The 17,053-nt window shown below is 68.0% G+C and carries 17 protein-coding genes; 5 read left to right on the top strand and 12 right to left on the bottom strand.

The features are described from left to right. The first annotated feature begins 20 nt into the window (after positions 1–20). The 3 genes from ACGWYJ_RS32110 to ACGWYJ_RS32100 all read left to right on the top strand — a co-directional run bounded on the left by ACGWYJ_RS32110 (position 21) and on the right by ACGWYJ_RS32100 (position 4,166). Entirely contained in the window at positions 21–2,345 is a 2,325-nt protein-coding gene (locus ACGWYJ_RS32110) for a heavy metal translocating P-type ATPase (RefSeq protein ID WP_395110193.1), read from the top strand. A 276-nt stretch (positions 2,346–2,621) separates the two neighbouring features. Continuing rightward, complete coding sequence (locus ACGWYJ_RS32105; protein WP_395110192.1) at positions 2,622–3,455, top strand: F510_1955 family glycosylhydrolase; 834 nt, start codon at positions 2,622–2,624, stop codon at positions 3,453–3,455. A gap of 168 nt (positions 3,456–3,623) precedes the next feature. After that, entirely contained in the window at positions 3,624–4,166 is a 543-nt protein-coding gene (locus tag ACGWYJ_RS32100; protein WP_395110191.1) for a GNAT family N-acetyltransferase, read from the top strand. 54 nt (positions 4,167–4,220) lie between these two features. On the opposite strand, the gene ACGWYJ_RS32095 is transcribed toward ACGWYJ_RS32100, so the two are convergent. The 5 genes from ACGWYJ_RS32095 to ACGWYJ_RS32075 all read right to left on the bottom strand — a co-directional run bounded on the left by ACGWYJ_RS32095 (position 4,221) and on the right by ACGWYJ_RS32075 (position 9,571). Continuing rightward, positions 4,221–4,841: a M23 family metallopeptidase gene (locus ACGWYJ_RS32095; protein WP_395110190.1), complete on the bottom strand. Its 621-nt coding sequence runs from the start codon at positions 4,839–4,841 to the stop codon at positions 4,221–4,223. A 259-nt stretch (positions 4,842–5,100) separates the two neighbouring features. Continuing rightward, complete coding sequence (locus ACGWYJ_RS32090) at positions 5,101–6,324, bottom strand: IS110 family transposase (protein ID WP_395110212.1); 1,224 nt, start codon at positions 6,322–6,324, stop codon at positions 5,101–5,103. Positions 6,325–6,643: 319 nt separating this feature from the next. Then, positions 6,644–7,426, bottom strand: a complete 783-nt coding sequence (locus ACGWYJ_RS32085; protein ID WP_395110189.1) for a transposase family protein — start codon at positions 7,424–7,426, stop codon at positions 6,644–6,646. Between the two features lie 43 nt (positions 7,427–7,469). Next, complete coding sequence (locus ACGWYJ_RS32080; protein ID WP_395110188.1) at positions 7,470–8,009, bottom strand: carboxymuconolactone decarboxylase family protein; 540 nt, start codon at positions 8,007–8,009, stop codon at positions 7,470–7,472. A 98-nt stretch (positions 8,010–8,107) separates the two neighbouring features. Continuing rightward, on the bottom strand, positions 8,108–9,571 hold the full coding sequence (locus tag ACGWYJ_RS32075; protein ID WP_395110187.1) for an MFS transporter: 1,464 nt from the start codon (positions 9,569–9,571) through the stop codon (positions 8,108–8,110). Between the two features lie 245 nt (positions 9,572–9,816). Between ACGWYJ_RS32075 and ACGWYJ_RS32070 the strand changes: the two genes are divergently transcribed. Continuing rightward, positions 9,817–11,007, top strand: coding sequence for an MFS transporter (locus tag ACGWYJ_RS32070; RefSeq protein WP_395110186.1), 1,191 nt, complete (start codon positions 9,817–9,819; stop codon positions 11,005–11,007). Positions 11,008–11,539: 532 nt separating this feature from the next. Continuing rightward, positions 11,540–11,800 carry a hypothetical protein gene (locus tag ACGWYJ_RS32065; protein ID WP_395110185.1) on the top strand — a complete coding sequence of 87 codons (261 nt, stop codon included), beginning with the start codon at positions 11,540–11,542 and terminating at the stop codon, positions 11,798–11,800. Between the two features lie 160 nt (positions 11,801–11,960). On the opposite strand, the gene ACGWYJ_RS32060 is transcribed toward ACGWYJ_RS32065, so the two are convergent. The 7 genes from ACGWYJ_RS32060 to ACGWYJ_RS32030 form a co-directional block, all read right to left on the bottom strand. Beyond that, positions 11,961–13,181 (bottom strand): Ig-like domain-containing protein, encoded by a 1,221-nt coding sequence (locus ACGWYJ_RS32060; protein WP_395110184.1) that lies wholly within the window; start codon positions 13,179–13,181, stop codon positions 11,961–11,963. Between the two features lie 157 nt (positions 13,182–13,338). Continuing rightward, positions 13,339–13,686 carry a hypothetical protein gene (locus ACGWYJ_RS32055; RefSeq protein WP_395110183.1) on the bottom strand — a complete coding sequence of 116 codons (348 nt, stop codon included), beginning with the start codon at positions 13,684–13,686 and terminating at the stop codon, positions 13,339–13,341. Further along, the gene (locus ACGWYJ_RS32050; protein ID WP_395110182.1) at positions 13,683–14,534 is read right to left on the bottom strand and encodes a ferric reductase-like transmembrane domain-containing protein; all 852 of its coding nucleotides are present in this window, start codon (positions 14,532–14,534) and stop codon (positions 13,683–13,685) included. The genes ACGWYJ_RS32055 and ACGWYJ_RS32050 overlap by 4 nt, the downstream gene beginning before the upstream one ends. A 37-nt stretch (positions 14,535–14,571) precedes the next feature. Then, positions 14,572–14,760, bottom strand: coding sequence for a hypothetical protein (locus tag ACGWYJ_RS32045; RefSeq protein ID WP_395110181.1), 189 nt, complete (start codon positions 14,758–14,760; stop codon positions 14,572–14,574). 183 nt (positions 14,761–14,943) lie between these two features. Further along, complete coding sequence (locus ACGWYJ_RS32040; RefSeq protein WP_395110211.1) at positions 14,944–15,222, bottom strand: sensor histidine kinase; 279 nt, start codon at positions 15,220–15,222, stop codon at positions 14,944–14,946. Positions 15,223–15,246: 24 nt separating this feature from the next. Further along, positions 15,247–16,305: a histidine kinase dimerization/phospho-acceptor domain-containing protein gene (locus tag ACGWYJ_RS32035; protein WP_395110180.1), complete on the bottom strand. Its 1,059-nt coding sequence runs from the start codon at positions 16,303–16,305 to the stop codon at positions 15,247–15,249. Beyond that, positions 16,302–17,030, bottom strand: a complete 729-nt coding sequence (locus ACGWYJ_RS32030; RefSeq protein ID WP_395110210.1) for a response regulator transcription factor — start codon at positions 17,028–17,030, stop codon at positions 16,302–16,304. The genes ACGWYJ_RS32035 and ACGWYJ_RS32030 overlap by 4 nt, the downstream gene beginning before the upstream one ends. Between the last annotated feature and the right edge of the window lie 23 nt (positions 17,031–17,053).

Raw genomic sequence — 17,053 nt, 5'->3', positions numbered from 1 at the left:
GATCACACGAAGGAGGAGCGATGACTTCCGGCAACCCGCTGGACCGGGTCGAGCTGGCGATCGGCGGGATGACGTGCGCTTCGTGCGCCGCTCGTATCGAGAAGCGCCTGAACAAGCTTGACGGCGTGAACGCGACGGTCAACTACGCCACCGAGAAGGCACGGGTGGAGTTCCCTGAGGGCGTCAGCGTCGATGATCTGATCGCGCAGGTGGAGAAGGCGGGCTACACCGCCGCCCCGCCTCCACCGCCCCAGCCCGAGGCCCAGCCCGGTTCTGCTTCCGAGGAATCCGCGGAGGACACGGGGCTGCGGTCGTTGCGGCAGCGGCTGGTGACGGCGATCGTGCTGTCGGTTCCGGTGGTCGCGATGGCCATGGTGCCCGCCTGGCAGTTCGAGTCGTGGCAGTGGCTGTCGCTGACCCTGGCGGCGCCGGTGGTGGTGTACTCGGGGTGGCCGTTCCACAAGGCCGCCTGGACGAACCTGCGGCACGGCGCCGCCACCATGGACACGCTGGTCTCGATGGGCACCCTGTCGGCGTTCGGCTGGTCGCTGTGGGCGTTGTTCTTCGGAACCGCAGGTGAGCCCGGGATGCGGCACCCGTTCGAGTTCTCCATGACCCGCAGCGACGGGTCGATGAACATCTACCTCGAAGCGGCCGCAGGAGTGATCGCGTTCATCCTGGCCGGACGGTACTTCGAGGCCCGCGCCAAGCGGCGCGCGGGGTCGGCGCTGCGCGCGCTGATGGAATTGGGTGCCAAGGAGGTCTCCGTCCTCCGCGAGGGGCGGGAGGAGCGGATCCCGGTCGAGCGGTTGGCGGTCGGCGACGTGTTCGTCGTCCGTCCCGGCGAGAAGATCGCCACGGACGGCGAGGTGGTCGAGGGATCGTCCGCGGTGGACGCCTCGCTGCTGACGGGCGAGTCCGTCCCGGTCGAGGTCGGCCCCGGTGACGCCGTGACGGGCGCCACCGTCAACGCCGGGGGACGGCTGCTGGTGCGCGCCACCCGGGTCGGGTCCGACACGCAGCTGGCACAGATGGCGCGGCTGGTGGAGGAGGCCCAGAACGGCAAGGCCAAGGTGCAGCGGCTCGCGGACCGGATCTCGGGTGTGTTCGTCCCGATCGTGATTGCCCTGGCGGCGGGCACGCTCGGCTTCTGGCTCGGCACCGGGACGGGCACGGCCGCGGCGTTCACCGCCGCGGTGGCCGTGCTGATCATCGCCTGCCCGTGCGCGCTGGGCCTGGCCACCCCGACCGCGCTCATGGTCGGGACGGGACGCGGCGCCCAGCTGGGAATCCTGATCAAGGGTCCGGAGGTGCTGGAGTCGACCCGGGCGATCGACACGGTCGTCCTGGACAAGACCGGCACCGTCACCACCGGCCAGATGGCCATGGTCGACGTCGTCACCGTCGACGGCGCCGACATCCAGCAGGTGTTGCGCCTGGCGGGTGGCCTGGAGAACGCCTCCGAGCACCCCATAGCCCAGGCCATCGCCGCGGGCGCCGTCGAGCGCGCCGGGGAACTGGCCACGGTCGAGCACTTCGCCAACGTCGAGGGCCTGGGCGTCCAGGGGATCGTCAACGGTCACGGCGTCCTGGTTGGCCGACCCCGGCTGCTGGCCGAATGGTCCCAGCACCTGACTCCCGCGCTGGAGCGGGCCATGGCCGCGGCCCAGAAGCTGGGGCACACCGCGGTCGCGGTCGGGATCGATGGCGCCGCCCAGGCGGTCATCACCGTCGCCGACCAGGTCAAGCCGTCCTCACCCGAGGCGATCGAACGGCTGCGCGCGCTGGGCCTGCGCCCGGTGCTGCTGACAGGCGACAACGAGGCGGTGGCCCGTACCGTCGCCGACGCCGTCGGGATCGACGAGGTCATCGCCGAGGTCCTGCCCGAGGGCAAGGTCGATGTGATCAAGCGGCTGCAGTCCGAAGGCCGTACCGTGGCGATGGTCGGGGATGGGATCAACGACGCCGCCGCCCTGGCCCAGGCCGACCTCGGCTTGGCCATGGGCACCGGCACCGATGTGGCCATCGAGGCGTCCGACCTGACCCTGATCAGCGGTGACCTGCGCGCCGCCGCGGACGCCATCCGGCTCTCGCGGCGCACGCTGGCCACGATCAAGGGCAACCTGTTCTGGGCATTCGCCTACAACGTGGCCGCGCTGCCACTGGCCGCCGCGGGCCTGCTCAGCCCGATGATCGCCGGTGGCGCGATGGCGTTCTCCTCGGTCTTCGTCGTCACCAACAGCCTCCGCCTGCGCCGCTTCAAGGCACTCAAGGGAGAGCCGATCGACTCCGCTCCGACGACCGGCGCCCAGGTCAAGCGGGAGGTCCAGACCGCCAACCCTTAACCAGAGCCCGCAGCACGTTCGCGGATAGATGAGCAGGCCCGGCGCCCATCCTCGGCGCCGGGCCTCGGGCGGTGCAGTCGCCCTCGCCGGGCTTCAGGACACCTCCTCGCCCGATGATTACTATGATGTTTAGTATTATGCTTCGCTGCGGCCGGTTCGTCGTCGAGCCGATTACCCGGTGAACCTGCTCTCTTCGAACTCTTCAGGCTTCCGGGGGATCCGATGCACACCCATCCGACGTCCCTTCGCGGCCGTACGGCGGCCGGGACGGCCGTCTTGGTCGCGCTCGCCATCGCGCTGACGGCCTGTGGCGGCGACCCGCCGCCGAGAACACCGGGTGCGGCCGACCCAGGAACAGGACACGTTCACGGTGTCGGTGTCGACCCGTCGGACGGGGCGGTGTACATCGCCGCACACTACGGCGTGTTCAAGATCGTCAATGCGGCGCGCGCTGATCGGGTGGCCGGACGGGTGCAGGACACGATGGGCTTCACGATCGTCGGGCCGAAGACGTTCCTGGCCAGCGGCCATCCCTCGGCGGCGGACATCGGCCCCGGCGTCTCTCCTCACCTCGGTCTCATACGTTCGACCGACGCCGGTAGAACCTGGTCCTCGGTCTCTGAGGCGGGGAAGGCCGACTTCCATTCCCTGCAGCCCGCCGGCGACTACCTCTATGCCTACGACAGCCAGACGGCCAAGGTCCGATTCAGCCGGGATGGCGGACGAACGTGGACGCTCGGCGCCGGTATGGAGCTGATCGATCTGGCTGCGCACAAGGACCGTCCCGAAAAGGTGTACGCGACCACCCCGCAAGGACTCCAGGTCAGTGACGACTCCGCAGCCGCCTTCAAGCCGGTGGCAGGGGCGCCGCTGCTGACCCACGTCGACTCCCCCACGGCCGGGACCCTGCTAGGTGTCACCCCCGACGGACGGATCCTGGCAAGCCGAAGCGCTGGAGGCTGGGAGCGGCGAGGCCAGGTTCCAGGCGGCCAGGCAACCGCGTTCACCGCGGTCGACGAACGCCGGCTGCTTGCGGTGATCGAAGACGGCACCGTTCACCAATCACGTGACGGCGGCCGCACCTTCAGTGCCGTCTATCGCAACGGCTGAGGCTGCACATCAACATTGCCCGTCTGGGTTCGCATGGGCACGGCTGCGTCAGGGCGTGGTTGTTCGGATCCGAACCCGTCTACTATGGCGGATAGTAGTACGTGGAGCGGTCGTTCTCTGGCGGTGGTCTCGCGGATGATGACAGGAGCGCCCGGGCCGGAAGAGCCCATGGCGATGCTGCGGGTGATGGAGCCCGGCGATGTTCCCGTGGTCGCCAGCCTGCATCGCCGGTACCTACGTCGTGGCTTCCTTGGTGATCTCGATGGACGCCGTCTTGAACGCCACTACCAGACCTTCGTCGGCAGTCCGGCGGCCGTGGCACTGGTCGGGGAGTGCAGGGGCGCACTGGTCGGGTATCTCGTGGGCACGGTCGACGAGTTCACTCACTGCCGAGTTGCGTCACTTCGGACCAGGTCACGGCTGACGGCCGGATTCGAGCGCGCGCGTGCGAGCCGCCAAACCACAGGACCTGCAGAAAGGGTCGGAGTGCTCCATCACCTGGTGGTGGCGCAAGGTGCACAGCGCCGTGGCCTGGGCCGCACCCTGGCCTACGCCTTCGCGGACATCGCGCGGACCGAGGGGACGCACCGGCTCACACTTGAGGTGCGGCAGGACAATCAGGCGGCCCAAGATTTCTACCGCGACATCGGGTGGACGCCCTGTGGAGATGACAGAAGCAGACGGTGGCTTGCCTATGGACTGCAGCTCTGAAACCGCATTGGCGCCCCTGTCATCTAAGGCGAGGGTCTCTCCCGCTACCTGGTATCACGGCTCGTGTGCGGTGATGACCTCGCCGTTGCGCGGTAGAGGTCCTCTGAACGTCAAGGGCACAGCGTTGGCGTGCTCGACGTCACGGTTGTCGATGGCTTGGACGTGAACGTGCGGCTCGGTGCTGTTGCCGGAGTTCCCGCAGCGGCCGAGCAGGTCGCCGACCAGAACGCGTTGCCCCAGCCGAACCTCGACGGTGCTGTGTTGGAGGTGGCAGAGGGCGACCACGACACCACGACTCTCGATCAGCACATGGTTGCCGGCGAGCGCCACCCAGCCTGCTGCGGCGCGGCGGCGCTGAGTCAGCGCGTAACTGATCGAGGGCAGGCCGCGATACGCCGCATGGTCGGCCTCGGCATCGTGCGCGGCAACGACGACCCCCTCGACAGGCGCCAGGATCGGGCGTCCGAAGCCGGGGAACTTCTCGGGCGGTTCCGGGCGCACGAGGGAGCCGAACGTGACCGGTGCCGTGCGTCCGCTGTCACCGACGGGCACGAAGTCGATCGCGTAGGACGTGGCGAACAAGGTCGTACCGTGGCTGGGCACCCGGTTGGCGGGACTGTTCTGTACGAGCCACCGGCCCGCGAACGGGTATTCCAGGTCGATGGAAGCAGCCATGCGATCCCTCCCTCCGCCCTAACGCCGGCCCATGAACAGGACCGAGTATCTGTTCCTTGCCCGTGCTCACATTCTCCATCACGCTTGATCGGCACCCAACGACAGCAGACGACCAGAGGCAAGTGCAGAGTGGGCCCGTCGGCAGGCGGCCGGGACGACGCTCGCCGTCCGCTACCTGGCCACCCTCCACATCACCGCCGTCACGAATGGCTCCACCTACTTCGAAACGCGCCCTAAAGACATCCCAGGGGCTTAGATGTCAAGCCGCGAGCGATGTTGGGTGATGTGACCAGGCGGTCGCTTCGTTGTAAGGGGTGCCGGTCTTGAGGCATCCGTGGAGGATGCCGACGAGACGGTTGGCGAGCTGGCGGAGGGCGGCGTGATGGCCGACGTCGCGGGCTCGGAGCCGGTCGTAGTAGGCGCGGGCGCCGGGTGAGGCCGTCAGGGCTGCGAACGCCTGGGCATCGAGGGTGTCCAAGAGCCGGTCGTTGTGCACGTATCGCGCCATGACGACCTTCCTCTTGCCGGAGCTGGGAGTGATCGGGCTGGTGCCGGCGTAGTTCTTTCGGGCCTTGGCGCAGGCGTACCGGTCGGGATCATCACCGAACTCCGCGAGCACCCGGGCGCCGAGAATCATCCCGATCCCGGGCTGGGACAGGATGACCTCAGCGGCCGGGTGCGCCCCAAAATGGGTCTCCACCTGCCCCTGCAGCGCCTTGATCTGCTCGTTCAGCACGGCGAGGATCGCAGCCTGGGAGCGGACCGTGGCGGCGTAGGCCGCGGCGACGATCGGAGGCTGCCCCAGCTGGTCGGCGTGCAGCGCCTGACGGATCCTTGCGGCGCGCTCGGCGACACCGCGGCGACGGGCGCGTTTGAGCGCGGCGCTGATCTGGGCAGTGGTCAGCCTGGCGGCGGACGCGGGGTCGGGAGCCTTGGTCAGCAGCTCGAGAGCGTCAGCGGCGTCGACGTCCTCAAACGCTTCCAGGGCGGCGGGGAAGTAGTCGCGCAACGCGTGGCGTAGCCGCTGGGTATGACGGGTACGTTCCCAGATCAGAGTCTTGTGCGCCCGAGCCACCACCTTGATCGCTTCGGCTTCGGCGCTGTCCCCTGCCACTGGCCGCAACTGGTGGGAGTCGGTCCGGACCATGTCGGCCAGCATGTGCGCGTCGGCCGCGTCGCTCTTGGCACCCGAAACACTGAGCCGCTCGCGGTACCGGGCCGCCTGCACCGGGTTCACGCCGAACACGCGATAACCAGCGGCGAGCAGCGCCTGCACCCACGGGCCCCGGTCGGTCTCGATCCCCACCAGGACCTCGATGTCCTCAGCGGCATGATCCTCTCCAGCCTGCTCGGCGATCATCGCGTGCAACCGGGTCATCCCGGCGACGCCCTCAGGCAGACGGGCCTTGGCCAGGACCCGGCCCGAGACCTCCATCACCTCGACATCGTGATGCTGCTCGGCCCAGTCGTCTCCGACAAACAGACGCACGCTTCCCCTCCACCCTTCTGATCGGCCACCGCCGCACCGTAGCCCGCGGGAGAATCATCGCGACCTAATCGAACAGTGCTCACATCCACCCGACGGGCGGGGGCACGACATCCCAGCAGCGATCAGTTCTCCCAGCCGACCGGTGGGGGCACGATCTTTAGCAAGAACTCAAAGTCCAGGCTGTCCGAGTGCTCACCCGCCGGCGGCTACCGGGCCCGAGTCTGCCGGACGGCAGCCCCGTTAGCTCCGATTAGGCTGTCACGTAACTCGCCTCCCAAAAGAGTGATGTCCGTCCCGCGCACTGGTTGATGGCTTAGCCGGTAGAGGCGAGGTTGTGCAGGAAGGCGATGCCGGCGACGGTGTCGTTCAGGGCACGGGCCTTACGACGGTGGTCGCGCAGGATCTTCCAATTCTTCATCCGGGCCAGCGTGTGCTCGACACGGGCGCGGACGCTGCGGTGCACTGCGTTGAGGTCTTCCTGCCAGTCGGTGAGTTCGCCGCCGTCCCGGGGCTTGCGGTAAGGGATGATCACGCCGAGGTTGCCCCGGTAAGCGCCGTCCGCCATCACATGCCGCCCGGCCAGGCTCCGGTCCATCCCCGAGTCGCGGTAGGCCTGGCAATCGTTGCGGTTGCCCGGCAACGCCCTGCCGGTGGCGATCACCAGGCGGGTATCGGCGTCGATGGCGACCTGGACGTTGGCCGAGTAGCGGTAGTTCTTGCTGCGCGCGGCCAGGCTGCGGTCGCGCAGCGGCACCAGGGTCCCGTCCACGATGCACACCTGGTCAGCGCCGCGGCGCACCGCCGGGGCCAGGGCCAGCAGCGGAGACAGGGTGTCCACGACGCGGTGGGCGGCGGCGTGGGAGATCCCGAACAACGGCCCGACCTGCCGCAAGGTCAGGTTGGTGCGCCAGTACACCGCCACCAGCAGCACCCGGTCGGCCAGCGGTAACGCCCACGGACGGCCGGGCCGTCCATCGGCGATCTGCGCACCGCCACGCTCGGCCACCACCCGCACCAGCCTGCGGAACTGCCGGGCCGACAACCCCGTGAACGGGCCGATCCACTCCTGCTCGGCAGCCGTGATCACCTGCGCCACAAAAGATCATCGGACGGAGCCGCCCGGCGTTACGTGACAGTCTTTAGATGGCCCGGCGCGTGTCGTCGTTGGTGGGTTCGATGCCGGCGACGAGGTTGAAGGCGCCGGTGAGCAGGTTGAGGGTGACCAGGCCGACGACCTCGGCGATGATCCGGTCGCTCCAGCCGTGCTCGCGCAGGTCGGTCATGTCATCGGCGGTGAGGGCGGCGGGTTCGGCCAGGACGCGTACGGCGAAGGCCAGCAGTGCCGCTTCCCGCGTGTCGGTGGCGGTGCCCTGCCGGGCCAGAGTGATGTCGGTTTCGCTCAGTCCGGCGGCGCGTCCGGCTTCGGTGTGGGCGGCCAGGCAGGTGCCGCAGCCGATCCACTCCTGTACGGCCAGGGCGAGTTTCTCGCTGAGCGGTCGCGGGAGTTTGACGCGCTTCATGGCGCGGGAGAGGTCGAGGTAGCCCTGCAGGAGTGCGGGGGAGTGGGCCATGGTGCTGACCATGTCGCCGACGGCGCCGCGCCGGTCGATGATGTCGCTGAGGATTTCCGCGGACTTGGCGGGGGCGTCGGCCGGGTCGAGCGGGCGCAGGTTTCGCATGGTGGGGTTCCCTTGGAGTTGGTGGACGGCACCGCCGGGCGAGGCTGGTCCCTGCCCGGCGGTGCCTTCGCTTGGCAAATCGGTGGCCGTGGCGGATGTCAGCGGCGTCCCGTCGCTTGGTGATCAACCGGCCGGTCGCTGATGTCCTTCTGCCGTGGGGCGCGCAGGGTCAGTACGGCCAGCAGGGCTCCGGCCAGGGCGATCAGGCCGGCGCCGACGAAGGCCGCGGAGAACCCGTCGGTGAGGGCGGGCAGGTCACCGAGGCGGTCGGCTCCCTGGGCGGAGGCCAGGGCGGTCATCGCGGCCAGGCCGAGGGCGGAGCCGACCTGGTAGCTGGTGTTGACGATGCCAGAGGCCAGCCCGCCCTGCTCGGGACGGGCCGAGGAGATGGCCGTGCCCAGTGAGGGGATGAAGGCCAGCGACATGCCGAACGCCGCCACCAGGGAGGCGGGCAGGACGTCCACCCAGAAGGTGCCGCTGGGCCGGAGCAGCGACAGCCAGCCCATTCCGGCCGCCAGGACGGCCAGGCCGGCGACGGTGATCGCCTTGGGGCCGAACCGGCCGATGGCGCGCGGCGCCAGCACGATCATCCCCACCATGATCAGGACGGTCATCGGCAGCAGCGCGGCACCGGAGGGGAAGGCGCTGTAGCCCAGGACCTGCTGCAGGTAGAGGTTGAGGAAGAACCACATCGGTATCCACGCCGCGCCCAGCAGGAACTGCGCGAGGTTGGCCGCGGCCAGGTTCGGCGTCCGGAAGATCGACAGCGGCATCAGCGGTGCGCGGCGCGCGGCCTGGAGTCCCAGGAACGCCGCCAGCAGGATGATTCCGGCCGCCATGACGCCCCAGGTCTGGGCCGAACCCCACCCGGCCTCGGGAGCACGGACGATGGCGTAGACGACGGCGCCCAGGCCGAGGGTGACGGTGAGGGCGCCGATCGCGTCCACCGAGCCCCGTGCGCCGCCACCGCCGCCGGGCATCAGCTTCGGGATCGCGATCAGAGCCAGGACGGCGATGGGGATGTTGATGTAGAAGACCCACGGCCAGGAGGCGTACTCGGTGATGACTCCGCCCAGGAACACTCCGGCGGTGCCACCGGCCGGGGCGGCCGCCCCGTACAGGGCCAGGGCCTTGGTGAGCTCGCGGGGTTGGGAGCCGAACAGCATCATCAGCAGGGTCAGGGCCGAGGGTGCGATGAGCGCGGCGCCGGCGCCCTGCACGGCACGGCCGGTCAGTTCGACGGCCACCGTGCCCGCGGCTCCGGCGACCGCCGACCCGGCCAGCAGGACGAGCCAGCCGGTGGCGAACATCGTGCGGGCGCCGAACAGATCGGCCAGCCGCCCGCCGAGCAGGAGCAGGCCGCCGAGGGCGATGACGTAGGCGTTGAAGACCCAGGACAGGTCTTGCTGGGAGAACCCGAGGTCCTGCTGGATGCGCGGCAGTGCGACGCCGATGATCGACGTGTCCATGATCACCATGAACTGGGCGGCCGCGATGAGGGCCAGGGCCCATCGACGGCGCGAGGCCGGTGGTGAGGCGGCTTGATTCGACGCGGGAGACATGAAACTCACTCCATACACCTAGGGGGTATGTTTCAGGACTGGCAGCATACCCTAGGGGGGTAGTAACCAAACGCGCAAGTCCCCTTGCTAGGCAATCCAACTAGGACGCGAACATTCGGCTCCGCCTTGGCCGACAGGCAGCTGCTCAGTAGAGGAATAGATACGGGGTAGGGGTAGTTCGGCCTTGACCGACAGGCGTCCCCCGGGCCATCGGCGTGCGCCGGGCCTGACCTGAGGAGGCAGCTGTGCCCCACGTCATCAGCCGTCCCGGCATCGTGTCGTCGGGAACTCAGATTGCTGCGTACTTGGCCTTGGTGCACGCGGTCAACGACGTCATGACGGCGATCCTTGGCGCGTTGCTGCCTACCTTGCAGGCACGGTTCGCGGCCGGCACCACGACCCTGGCACTGCTCGTGGCCGTCTTCAGCATCAGCTCATCGGTCACCCAGCCTTTGCTGGGCGCCTTCGCCGACCGCGCCGGACTGCGCCACGTCGCGAGCGCCGGCGTCGCCTTGGCAGCGGTCTCACTCAGCCTGGTCGGAGTCACCGGCAGCATTCCCCTCGTACTGGTCCTGCTCGCGCTGGGCGGGCTCGGGTCCGCGGCGTTGCACCCGGTGTCGACCAGCATCGTCGGCGGAGGAACGACCAGGAACCCAGGCCTGGCAGTCGGTCTCTTCACCGCCGGCGGTATGGCGGGCTTCGCCGCCGGGCCCGTCCTGATCCTCTACCTGGTCTCCGCCCACGGCACGGGCGTCACCCCTTGGCTCATGCTGCCCGGGCTGCTCCTCGCTCTCGGCGTCCTCACCCTGCTGCCGGATTGGCGACCGCACGGCACCGGATCCCTCACCCGACGGCTCCTCGACCGCCGCGTCGTCACCGGACCCGTCGGCTTGCTGACGGTGGCGGCAACCCTGGTCAGCCTGGTGTTCATCACCTTCACCAGTGCCGTCCCGCTCTGGCTGGTCGCCGAGCACGGCATCGCCCCGGACGCAACTCAGCTGGGCTGGATCCTGGGAGGCTTCTCTCTCGGCGCCGGCCTTGGAGCCATCGCCGCAGGCGCTGTCGCGGCCCGGTACGGCTACGCGCGCACCACCGCCGTCTCGCTCGTGACCGCGACGCTCCCGCTTGCAGCCGTCCTGCTTCTGCCAGGGCGGATCGTTCCGCTCATCGCGGCCGCAGTCGCGGCGGGTGCGCTCGTCTACGCAAGCCAGCCACTCTTGATTGTCGCCGCCCAGAACGCCGCACCCAAAGCACCCGCGGCTGCCGCCGGCGTGGTGATGGGTGTTGGAAACGCGATCGCAGGACTTCTCTACATCCCGCTGGGCACCGTTCAGGCCGCGTTCGGTCTGACCACCACCATGGCGGTGACCTTTGCGGTGCTGCTTCCCGCCGCCGCCATCGCTCACATCGCACTTCGAACCAGCAACGCTCCGTGAAACCAGGCCTCACGTTGTGCAACTCACCATGTGAAACCCTGTCGATGGGACGTGGGGCAGTGAACTTCACCGGTCCCTCTCAATGTTCACGTCCAGCTGGACGGCCAGTGACGTACATACTATCCTTCATAGTATATGGAGAGCGATTCCCCATCGCGAGAGGGCGTCCGTGATGTCAAGGGGCTCGCGGTGTTGGATGCACCGAACTGCCCTCTCCCGCTCCATGGGTGCCACGGGGCGGCCGACTGCCCCGTGGCACCTCTCACTTAGGCGGAAGAAGGGCGTCTACGCTGGCACGCCTCAGGGTGATGCCAATGGGGTTACGCGGCAATTCGCTAGTGTGTTGAATATTCACCGGGCGGCGGCCTCCGGGTTATCACCGGATCCTCGAAAAGTCGTGCTATTCAATGCCGTGATGAGCTGGCGATCCCTGAGATACTATTTACCTTAGTCTCCAACCCAGGTCTACTCGGTGGCGTGGTGGTGGCTTTGCGATGTGGCTCGATGCCGGCGTGATCGAACGGGACGGTCCATGACCGAAGTGGTCCTGCTCACGAAGGGCGACGATGTGCTGAGCGCGCTCGCCAGGAGGATCCTGGTAAGTGTGGCCCGCGATCACTCCCTGACCGTGACCGAGGTTGCGATGGCCACCGAGCTGGGCCGCATGCTCGCGGCGGACGCGGGAGCGGTGACGGCGCCCGCGATAGTCGTGGACGGACGGCTCTTCGCCTATGGCAGTGTCTCCGAGAGTGAGCTCCGCGAGCATCTCAGGCAGGTGCGGCCAGGACCTTGACCAGGATGACCCGCAGGTGAACGCCAGGTAATCCGGTTCGTCGAGCCAGCACCTTGGATGAGCGAAGGCGGCCGAGTCGTCGACGGGCGCCGCTCGCCGCGGCGCCTGGACACTTCCCGCAGTGGCTCGGTGCGGGTCCTGAATCGCTCGTTCTTCGCCGTCAGCCTGTGGGCGGCCGGACGGGAGCGGCGGACTCGGGAGGCGTGCCGCCCTTCCTCCATTGCTCCCACGGCATCTGCCAGAAACCCCAGCCGTTGTTCCACTCGAGTTCACGGTCGGTTCCGGTGACGACGACGACGTCGCCCCGCTGCGTCTGCTTGTAGAACCACTCCGCGTTCTGGGGGCTGGCGTTGACGCAGCCATGGCTGACATTCCGCTTGCCCTGGTCTGCCACCGACCAAGGGGCGCTGTGGACGTACTCTCCGCTGTTGGAGATCCGGATGGCCCAGTAGAGGTCGAGCTTGTAGTACTCGGGGTCGCCCTTGGGGATGCCGACCGTGGCCGAGTCCGCGACCACCTTGTATTCCTTGGACATGGTCAGATGCACGCCGTTGGTGGTGGTGTAGGCACGCTTGGTCGCCCTGCCGGCGCTGATCGGTACCTTCCGCGTGGCCTTGCCGTTGCGCTTGACGGTCATCGTGTAGGCCTTGGTGTCGACGGTACTGATCACCTCGTCCCCTACGGTGAACCTCAGGTTCAGGTCGCGATCGCCATAGGTGTCCTTCGCGCCGCGCACGCCGCTCAGGTGCGCCTTCACAGTGACCTGTTCCCCTGGGGTCCAGTAGCGACGTGGCCGGTAGACGATCTCCTGCCGGCTGGTCCAGCGCCACGCGCCTTCCACGGTCTTGGACGCCTTGACCTCCAACGCCTTCTCGACCTCGGCCTGGTTGTACACGGGACGAGTGAAGGCGAGGATGATCGGCATGCCGACACCGACCTTCTCGTTGCTGAAGGGGGCCCGGGCGTCCGCGTGGAAGGTCTGGCTCGGCCTCAACGTGGTGAAGGAACCGCGCCGGGTGACCGGCTTTCCGTCCCGGCCGGTCACCGTCGCGGTCACCTGGTGAAGCGTCGCGGGCGACAAGGTCCAGCGTGAGCGCCACCTGGTCCTGTCGGGACTGAGAACGCCTTCGATGCCCCGGCCGTTGGCGGTGGCGATGACATCCTTGATCTTCCCACCCGCGGCCTGCACGGTGATGGGGGTGTCAGGCCGTACCGTGCCCCCTGCGGGCGTGATGGTCACTTTCGTGCCGGCGGCGCCCGAATTCCCCGTGCCGCTTCCTGCGCCGTTCTGGCAGGCGGTGACCAGGACGGTCAGCGCCGCGAGGGCCGACATCGGCGCCACCGTCCGCCTGCGGGATCCGCCGATCTCCTGAAGTCGCATCCTTGCCGTCCCCGGGTAGAGATCCTATCGCCCTACTACTGTCTCAGTTAGTAGATGCTTTGGTGGCCGGTGAGGTTCATGCCGTCGTTCAGTCACCCTACCCGTGGGAAGCGCCCAAAACAGATCAACGAAGCGATGTAGTAGTGATGCCCGGATGCTAGACGAGCGGTGCGGGCAAGTCGCTCAGGAGGAAGTAGCCCACCAGCATCAGGAGAGTTGCCGCTACCGGCACGTACTGCCAACGCCGGGGATGCTGGACCCGCCACAGTCGGCGGAGCGTGACGACGATGGATACCGCGGCGATCACGTCCAGCGTCAGGAGGACACCGAGTGCGGCCCCTGTGACCACGTCGAGTGTGGCGCCCGGAGCGATTCCCAGCAGTGGGAAGCCGAACGGCAGCGCGACGTAGCGAAGCGTGCAGCGTGCCGCGGAGACGAGCAGCGGCGTTTCGAACGGCGGTCTGGATCTCGTGGCGGTGGCATGCTGTGGCTGGGTGGTGCTCATGCCGGCTGGGCTCTCTTGGGGGAGCGCGCGTACCTTCGCCGCCACAGCCCGATCCCTACTACCTGTCCAACGAGGACGACGGCGACGGTGAGGATCAGGATCAGCGTGAAGAGGGATGAGGCACGCAACAGCGCGCCGTAGAAGAAGGCGTGGAGCACCACGAGTGCGAACAGGGCGTAGTTCAGGCGCTGGATGTGCTTCCATCGCTTGGCCTTGAGTTCCCGCATGGAGCCGTCCGTGGAAATGGAGAGCAGTGCCAGCACGATCAAGAGTGCGGCGAGGCCCGTCCAGTTCGCCAGGCCGAAGCTGCTGAGCTGCAGTCCGCCGGAGCGTCTGAAGAAGTAGTTGATGATCTCGGCGTGCACCTGAAACCCGAGGACCACATGGACGGCGCTGACGATGGCCGTCCATGCCCCTGCGTCGCGACGCAGATAGTTGGAGACGGGATTCCGCTTGCGGAGCAGGAGGTTGGCCGGCCCGATCAGGAGCGTGAGCCCGAGGAGCACGGTGGCGACGTATCCCGTGGCGGTGGTGGACTGCCTGAGGAACCAGGCGCCCCCCTGTTCGAAACTCAGGGTGAAGAAGGGGACTTGGCCGGTGCTTTCATTGGGACGTCCGGCTTGGCCGGCGAGACCTGGGGAATCCGCTGGGAACGTGCCACCGAAGATGTCGCCGAGGGTGCGTGATTCGCTCGTGATGAAGGGCGAAAGTCCCATGAAAAGGACGAGGAGCACGCCACACCCGAGCGCGAGCGGCAGGTGGTGGCGGAGAAGGCGGCGGCGCCAGGAGCGGTTGGCGCCCAGGGTGCGCGTGCGATCCGGTGAAGGGGTGGCCGTCTTTATGCTCATGCCGGTCCTCGCTTATCTGGTGGCGACGTGGACACGGTCAATGCGGACCGCCCCCTCCGTGATTCATCCTCTGGTGTTGTTGCTGGTTCCCGTTCTGGTTTTGGTTCTGGTTCTGTCCCCTCATGTGGTCCATGCCACCACCCTGCATGTTCCCGCCGCCGATGTCCGCGGTGTTCAGCAGCACCGCCGCGGCGAGCACCGTGGCCAGGATGAGCGCAACGACCATGGGCGCCCTCACCGAGATAGGCACTCTGGGCATCAACTGGTGTTCAGCCATATGCGCCTCTTTCTTGCCGGGTTTTGTGACGCCCTAGGTCTTTAGCGGTCGGTGCGCGTCCCCGAGCAGTGCGGTCATCAATGTGTCTCGCTCATGTTTAGCGCGACACTTTGAGTCCGCTGTGAGGCGACCTTAAGAGGGTCGTGAGGTTCCATTATGATCTTCGGGATCGGTGCCCGCAGCCGGGAACCGCAGCTTGAACAAAGCCCCTCCGCCGGGAGCGGTCGTCACCGTGACCGTCGCGCCGTGACCGTCCGCGACCTGCTTGACGATCGCCAGACCGAGCCCGGAGCCGGGCATCGTGCGGGCTTCGGGCGCGCGGTAGAAGCGATCGAAGATATGGGGGAGGTGGGCGGGATCGATGCCCGGGCCGTGGTCCCTTACGGTCACCGTGCGGTCGCGAACGCCGATCTCGACCTCGGCCCTGGACTGACTTCACTTGGCGGCGTTGCCGATCAGGTTCGACACCGCCCGCGCGATCCGGCCGGGCGCTCCGCGGACCAGGGTCGGGGCGCTGTCGACCCGGAAGACGATCGAGGGATGGTTGCGCTCGGCGGCATCGACGGCGCGCCGCGCGATCTCCTCGAGATCGACGACCGCGAACGGCTCCTCCTGGCCATCGCCCCGGGCCAGCTCCACCAGGTCCCCGACGAGCCCGGTCAGTTCCTCGACCTGTGCGACCGTCTCCCGGATGAGCAGTGCCCTGTCGTCGGGGACCAGCTCATCGGCACGGGCGAGGACCTCCACATTGGTCCGCACGGTCGCCAGCGGCGTCCGCAGCTCGTGTGACGCGTCCGCCACGAGCTGGCGTTGCCTGCTCAACGACTCGCTCAACGCGTCGAGCATCGTGTTGAAACTGGCCGCGAGACGGCCGAGGTCGTCTCCGCCCGGAACGGCGATGTGATGGGAGAGTTCTCCCGTCCGGGCGACCGTCTCGGCGGCCTCGGCCACCCGGTGGACGGGGGCGGCGGCGGTGGCGGCGACCATGCGGCCGATCGCCGCGGCCAAGCCGACGGCGGCGACGGAGACGGCGATGAGGGTCCACACCAGTCGGCTCAGTGCCTGTTCGACCTCGTTCAGAGACCGGCCGACCTGCAGCGCCGTCCCTTGCTCCGATGAGGTGACGTAAACCCGCACCGATGTGCCGTCCACTTCGGCGTCGAAGAAGGTCTCCTCGCGTTCGCCGCGCGCAACGGCGAGCACGTCGCCGGTGATGGGCAGGGGACGGTCGTCGAACCGTGAGACGACGTCGCCGTCCCGGTCCACGATCTGCATGAAGACCTGCTCTATCAGCGGCAGATGATCGGGCGCCGTCGAAGTGCCGTGGGAGAAATCGCGCTGCTCCGCGGAGTCGCCGTGGCGGCGGCTCAACGACTCGTCGATCTGGTCGCGCAGGTTGTCTCGGACGAGGAGGTACACGCCGACCGACACCGTCACCACCGCGAGAAGCACGGCGAACCCGGCGGCGAGCGTGACCCGGGTGCGCAACGTCATCCGCCGCGCAGCACGAATCCGACTCCGCGTACCGTGTGGACGATGCGTGCCTCACCTCCCGCCTCCGTCTTGCGGCGCAGGTAGCCGACATAGACATCGAGCGTGTTCGACCCGTCGGGGGCGGCGACTCCCCACACCCGCTCCCGGATCGCGTCGCGAGGCAACACCGTCCCGGCATTGCGCATCAGCAGTTCGAGCAAGGCGAACTCGGTGGGGGTCAACGTCAGGGGACGCTCTCCACGCGTCACCTGCCGAGTCCGCGGGTTGAGCTCCAGGTCGTCGACGTGTAGACAGCCGTCGTGTTCGGAGTGGCTGCGGCGCAACAGGGCGCGGACGCGGGCCAGCAGCTCTTCGAGGGCGAACGGCTTGGTCAGGTAGTCGTCGGCTCCTGCGTCCAAACCGACCACCCGGTCGGCGACCGTATCGCGTGCCGTGAGCATGAGAATGGGTGTTCGGTTGCCGCCTTGGCGTAGCCGGCGGCACACCGTGACGCCGTCCAGGACGGGCATGAGCACGTCCAGCACCACGAGATCCGCCTTCAGCCCGGCAAGGCGATCGAGCGCCGCCGCTCCATCGGCGGCGAGCTCGACGTCGTAACCCTCGAGTCGCAGAGCGCGGCGCACCGCGTTGCGAAGCGCCTCGTCGTCATCGACAACGACTATCTGGGCCGGCACGCCGGGGTCCTCCTCACACACGGCATGAGTTGAATTTAACCTTGTCCCCATAAGCCGGGCTTGAGCGAAGCCTG

It is taken from the genome of Actinomadura sp. SCN-SB (assembly GCF_043906805.1).
Lineage (GTDB): Bacteria > Actinomycetota > Actinomycetes > Streptosporangiales > Streptosporangiaceae > Spirillospora.
Note: the sequence above shows the minus strand (reverse complement) of the source record. Positions and strands in the feature narration are given on the sequence as shown.

Coding starts and splice junctions, on each gene's coding strand:
- ACGWYJ_RS32030 (WP_395110210.1), bottom strand. CDS start 17,030: ATGGGGACAAGGTTAAATTCAACTCATGCCGTGTGTGAGGAGGACCCC.
- ACGWYJ_RS32065 (WP_395110185.1), top strand. CDS start 11,540: ATGACCGAAGTGGTCCTGCTCACGAAGGGCGACGATGTGCTGAGCGCG.
- ACGWYJ_RS32045 (WP_395110181.1), bottom strand. CDS start 14,760: ATGGTCGTTGCGCTCATCCTGGCCACGGTGCTCGCCGCGGCGGTGCTG.
- ACGWYJ_RS32095 (WP_395110190.1), bottom strand. CDS start 4,841: ATGGCTGCTTCCATCGACCTGGAATACCCGTTCGCGGGCCGGTGGCTC.
- ACGWYJ_RS32055 (WP_395110183.1), bottom strand. CDS start 13,686: ATGAGCACCACCCAGCCACAGCATGCCACCGCCACGAGATCCAGACCG.
- ACGWYJ_RS32080 (WP_395110188.1), bottom strand. CDS start 8,009: ATGCGAAACCTGCGCCCGCTCGACCCGGCCGACGCCCCCGCCAAGTCC.
- ACGWYJ_RS32110 (WP_395110193.1), top strand. CDS start 21: ATGACTTCCGGCAACCCGCTGGACCGGGTCGAGCTGGCGATCGGCGGG.
- ACGWYJ_RS32035 (WP_395110180.1), bottom strand. CDS start 16,305: ATGACGTTGCGCACCCGGGTCACGCTCGCCGCCGGGTTCGCCGTGCTT.
- ACGWYJ_RS32060 (WP_395110184.1), bottom strand. CDS start 13,181: ATGCGACTTCAGGAGATCGGCGGATCCCGCAGGCGGACGGTGGCGCCG.
- ACGWYJ_RS32100 (WP_395110191.1), top strand. CDS start 3,624: ATGGCGATGCTGCGGGTGATGGAGCCCGGCGATGTTCCCGTGGTCGCC.
- ACGWYJ_RS32075 (WP_395110187.1), bottom strand. CDS start 9,571: ATGTCTCCCGCGTCGAATCAAGCCGCCTCACCACCGGCCTCGCGCCGT.
- ACGWYJ_RS32050 (WP_395110182.1), bottom strand. CDS start 14,534: ATGAGCATAAAGACGGCCACCCCTTCACCGGATCGCACGCGCACCCTG.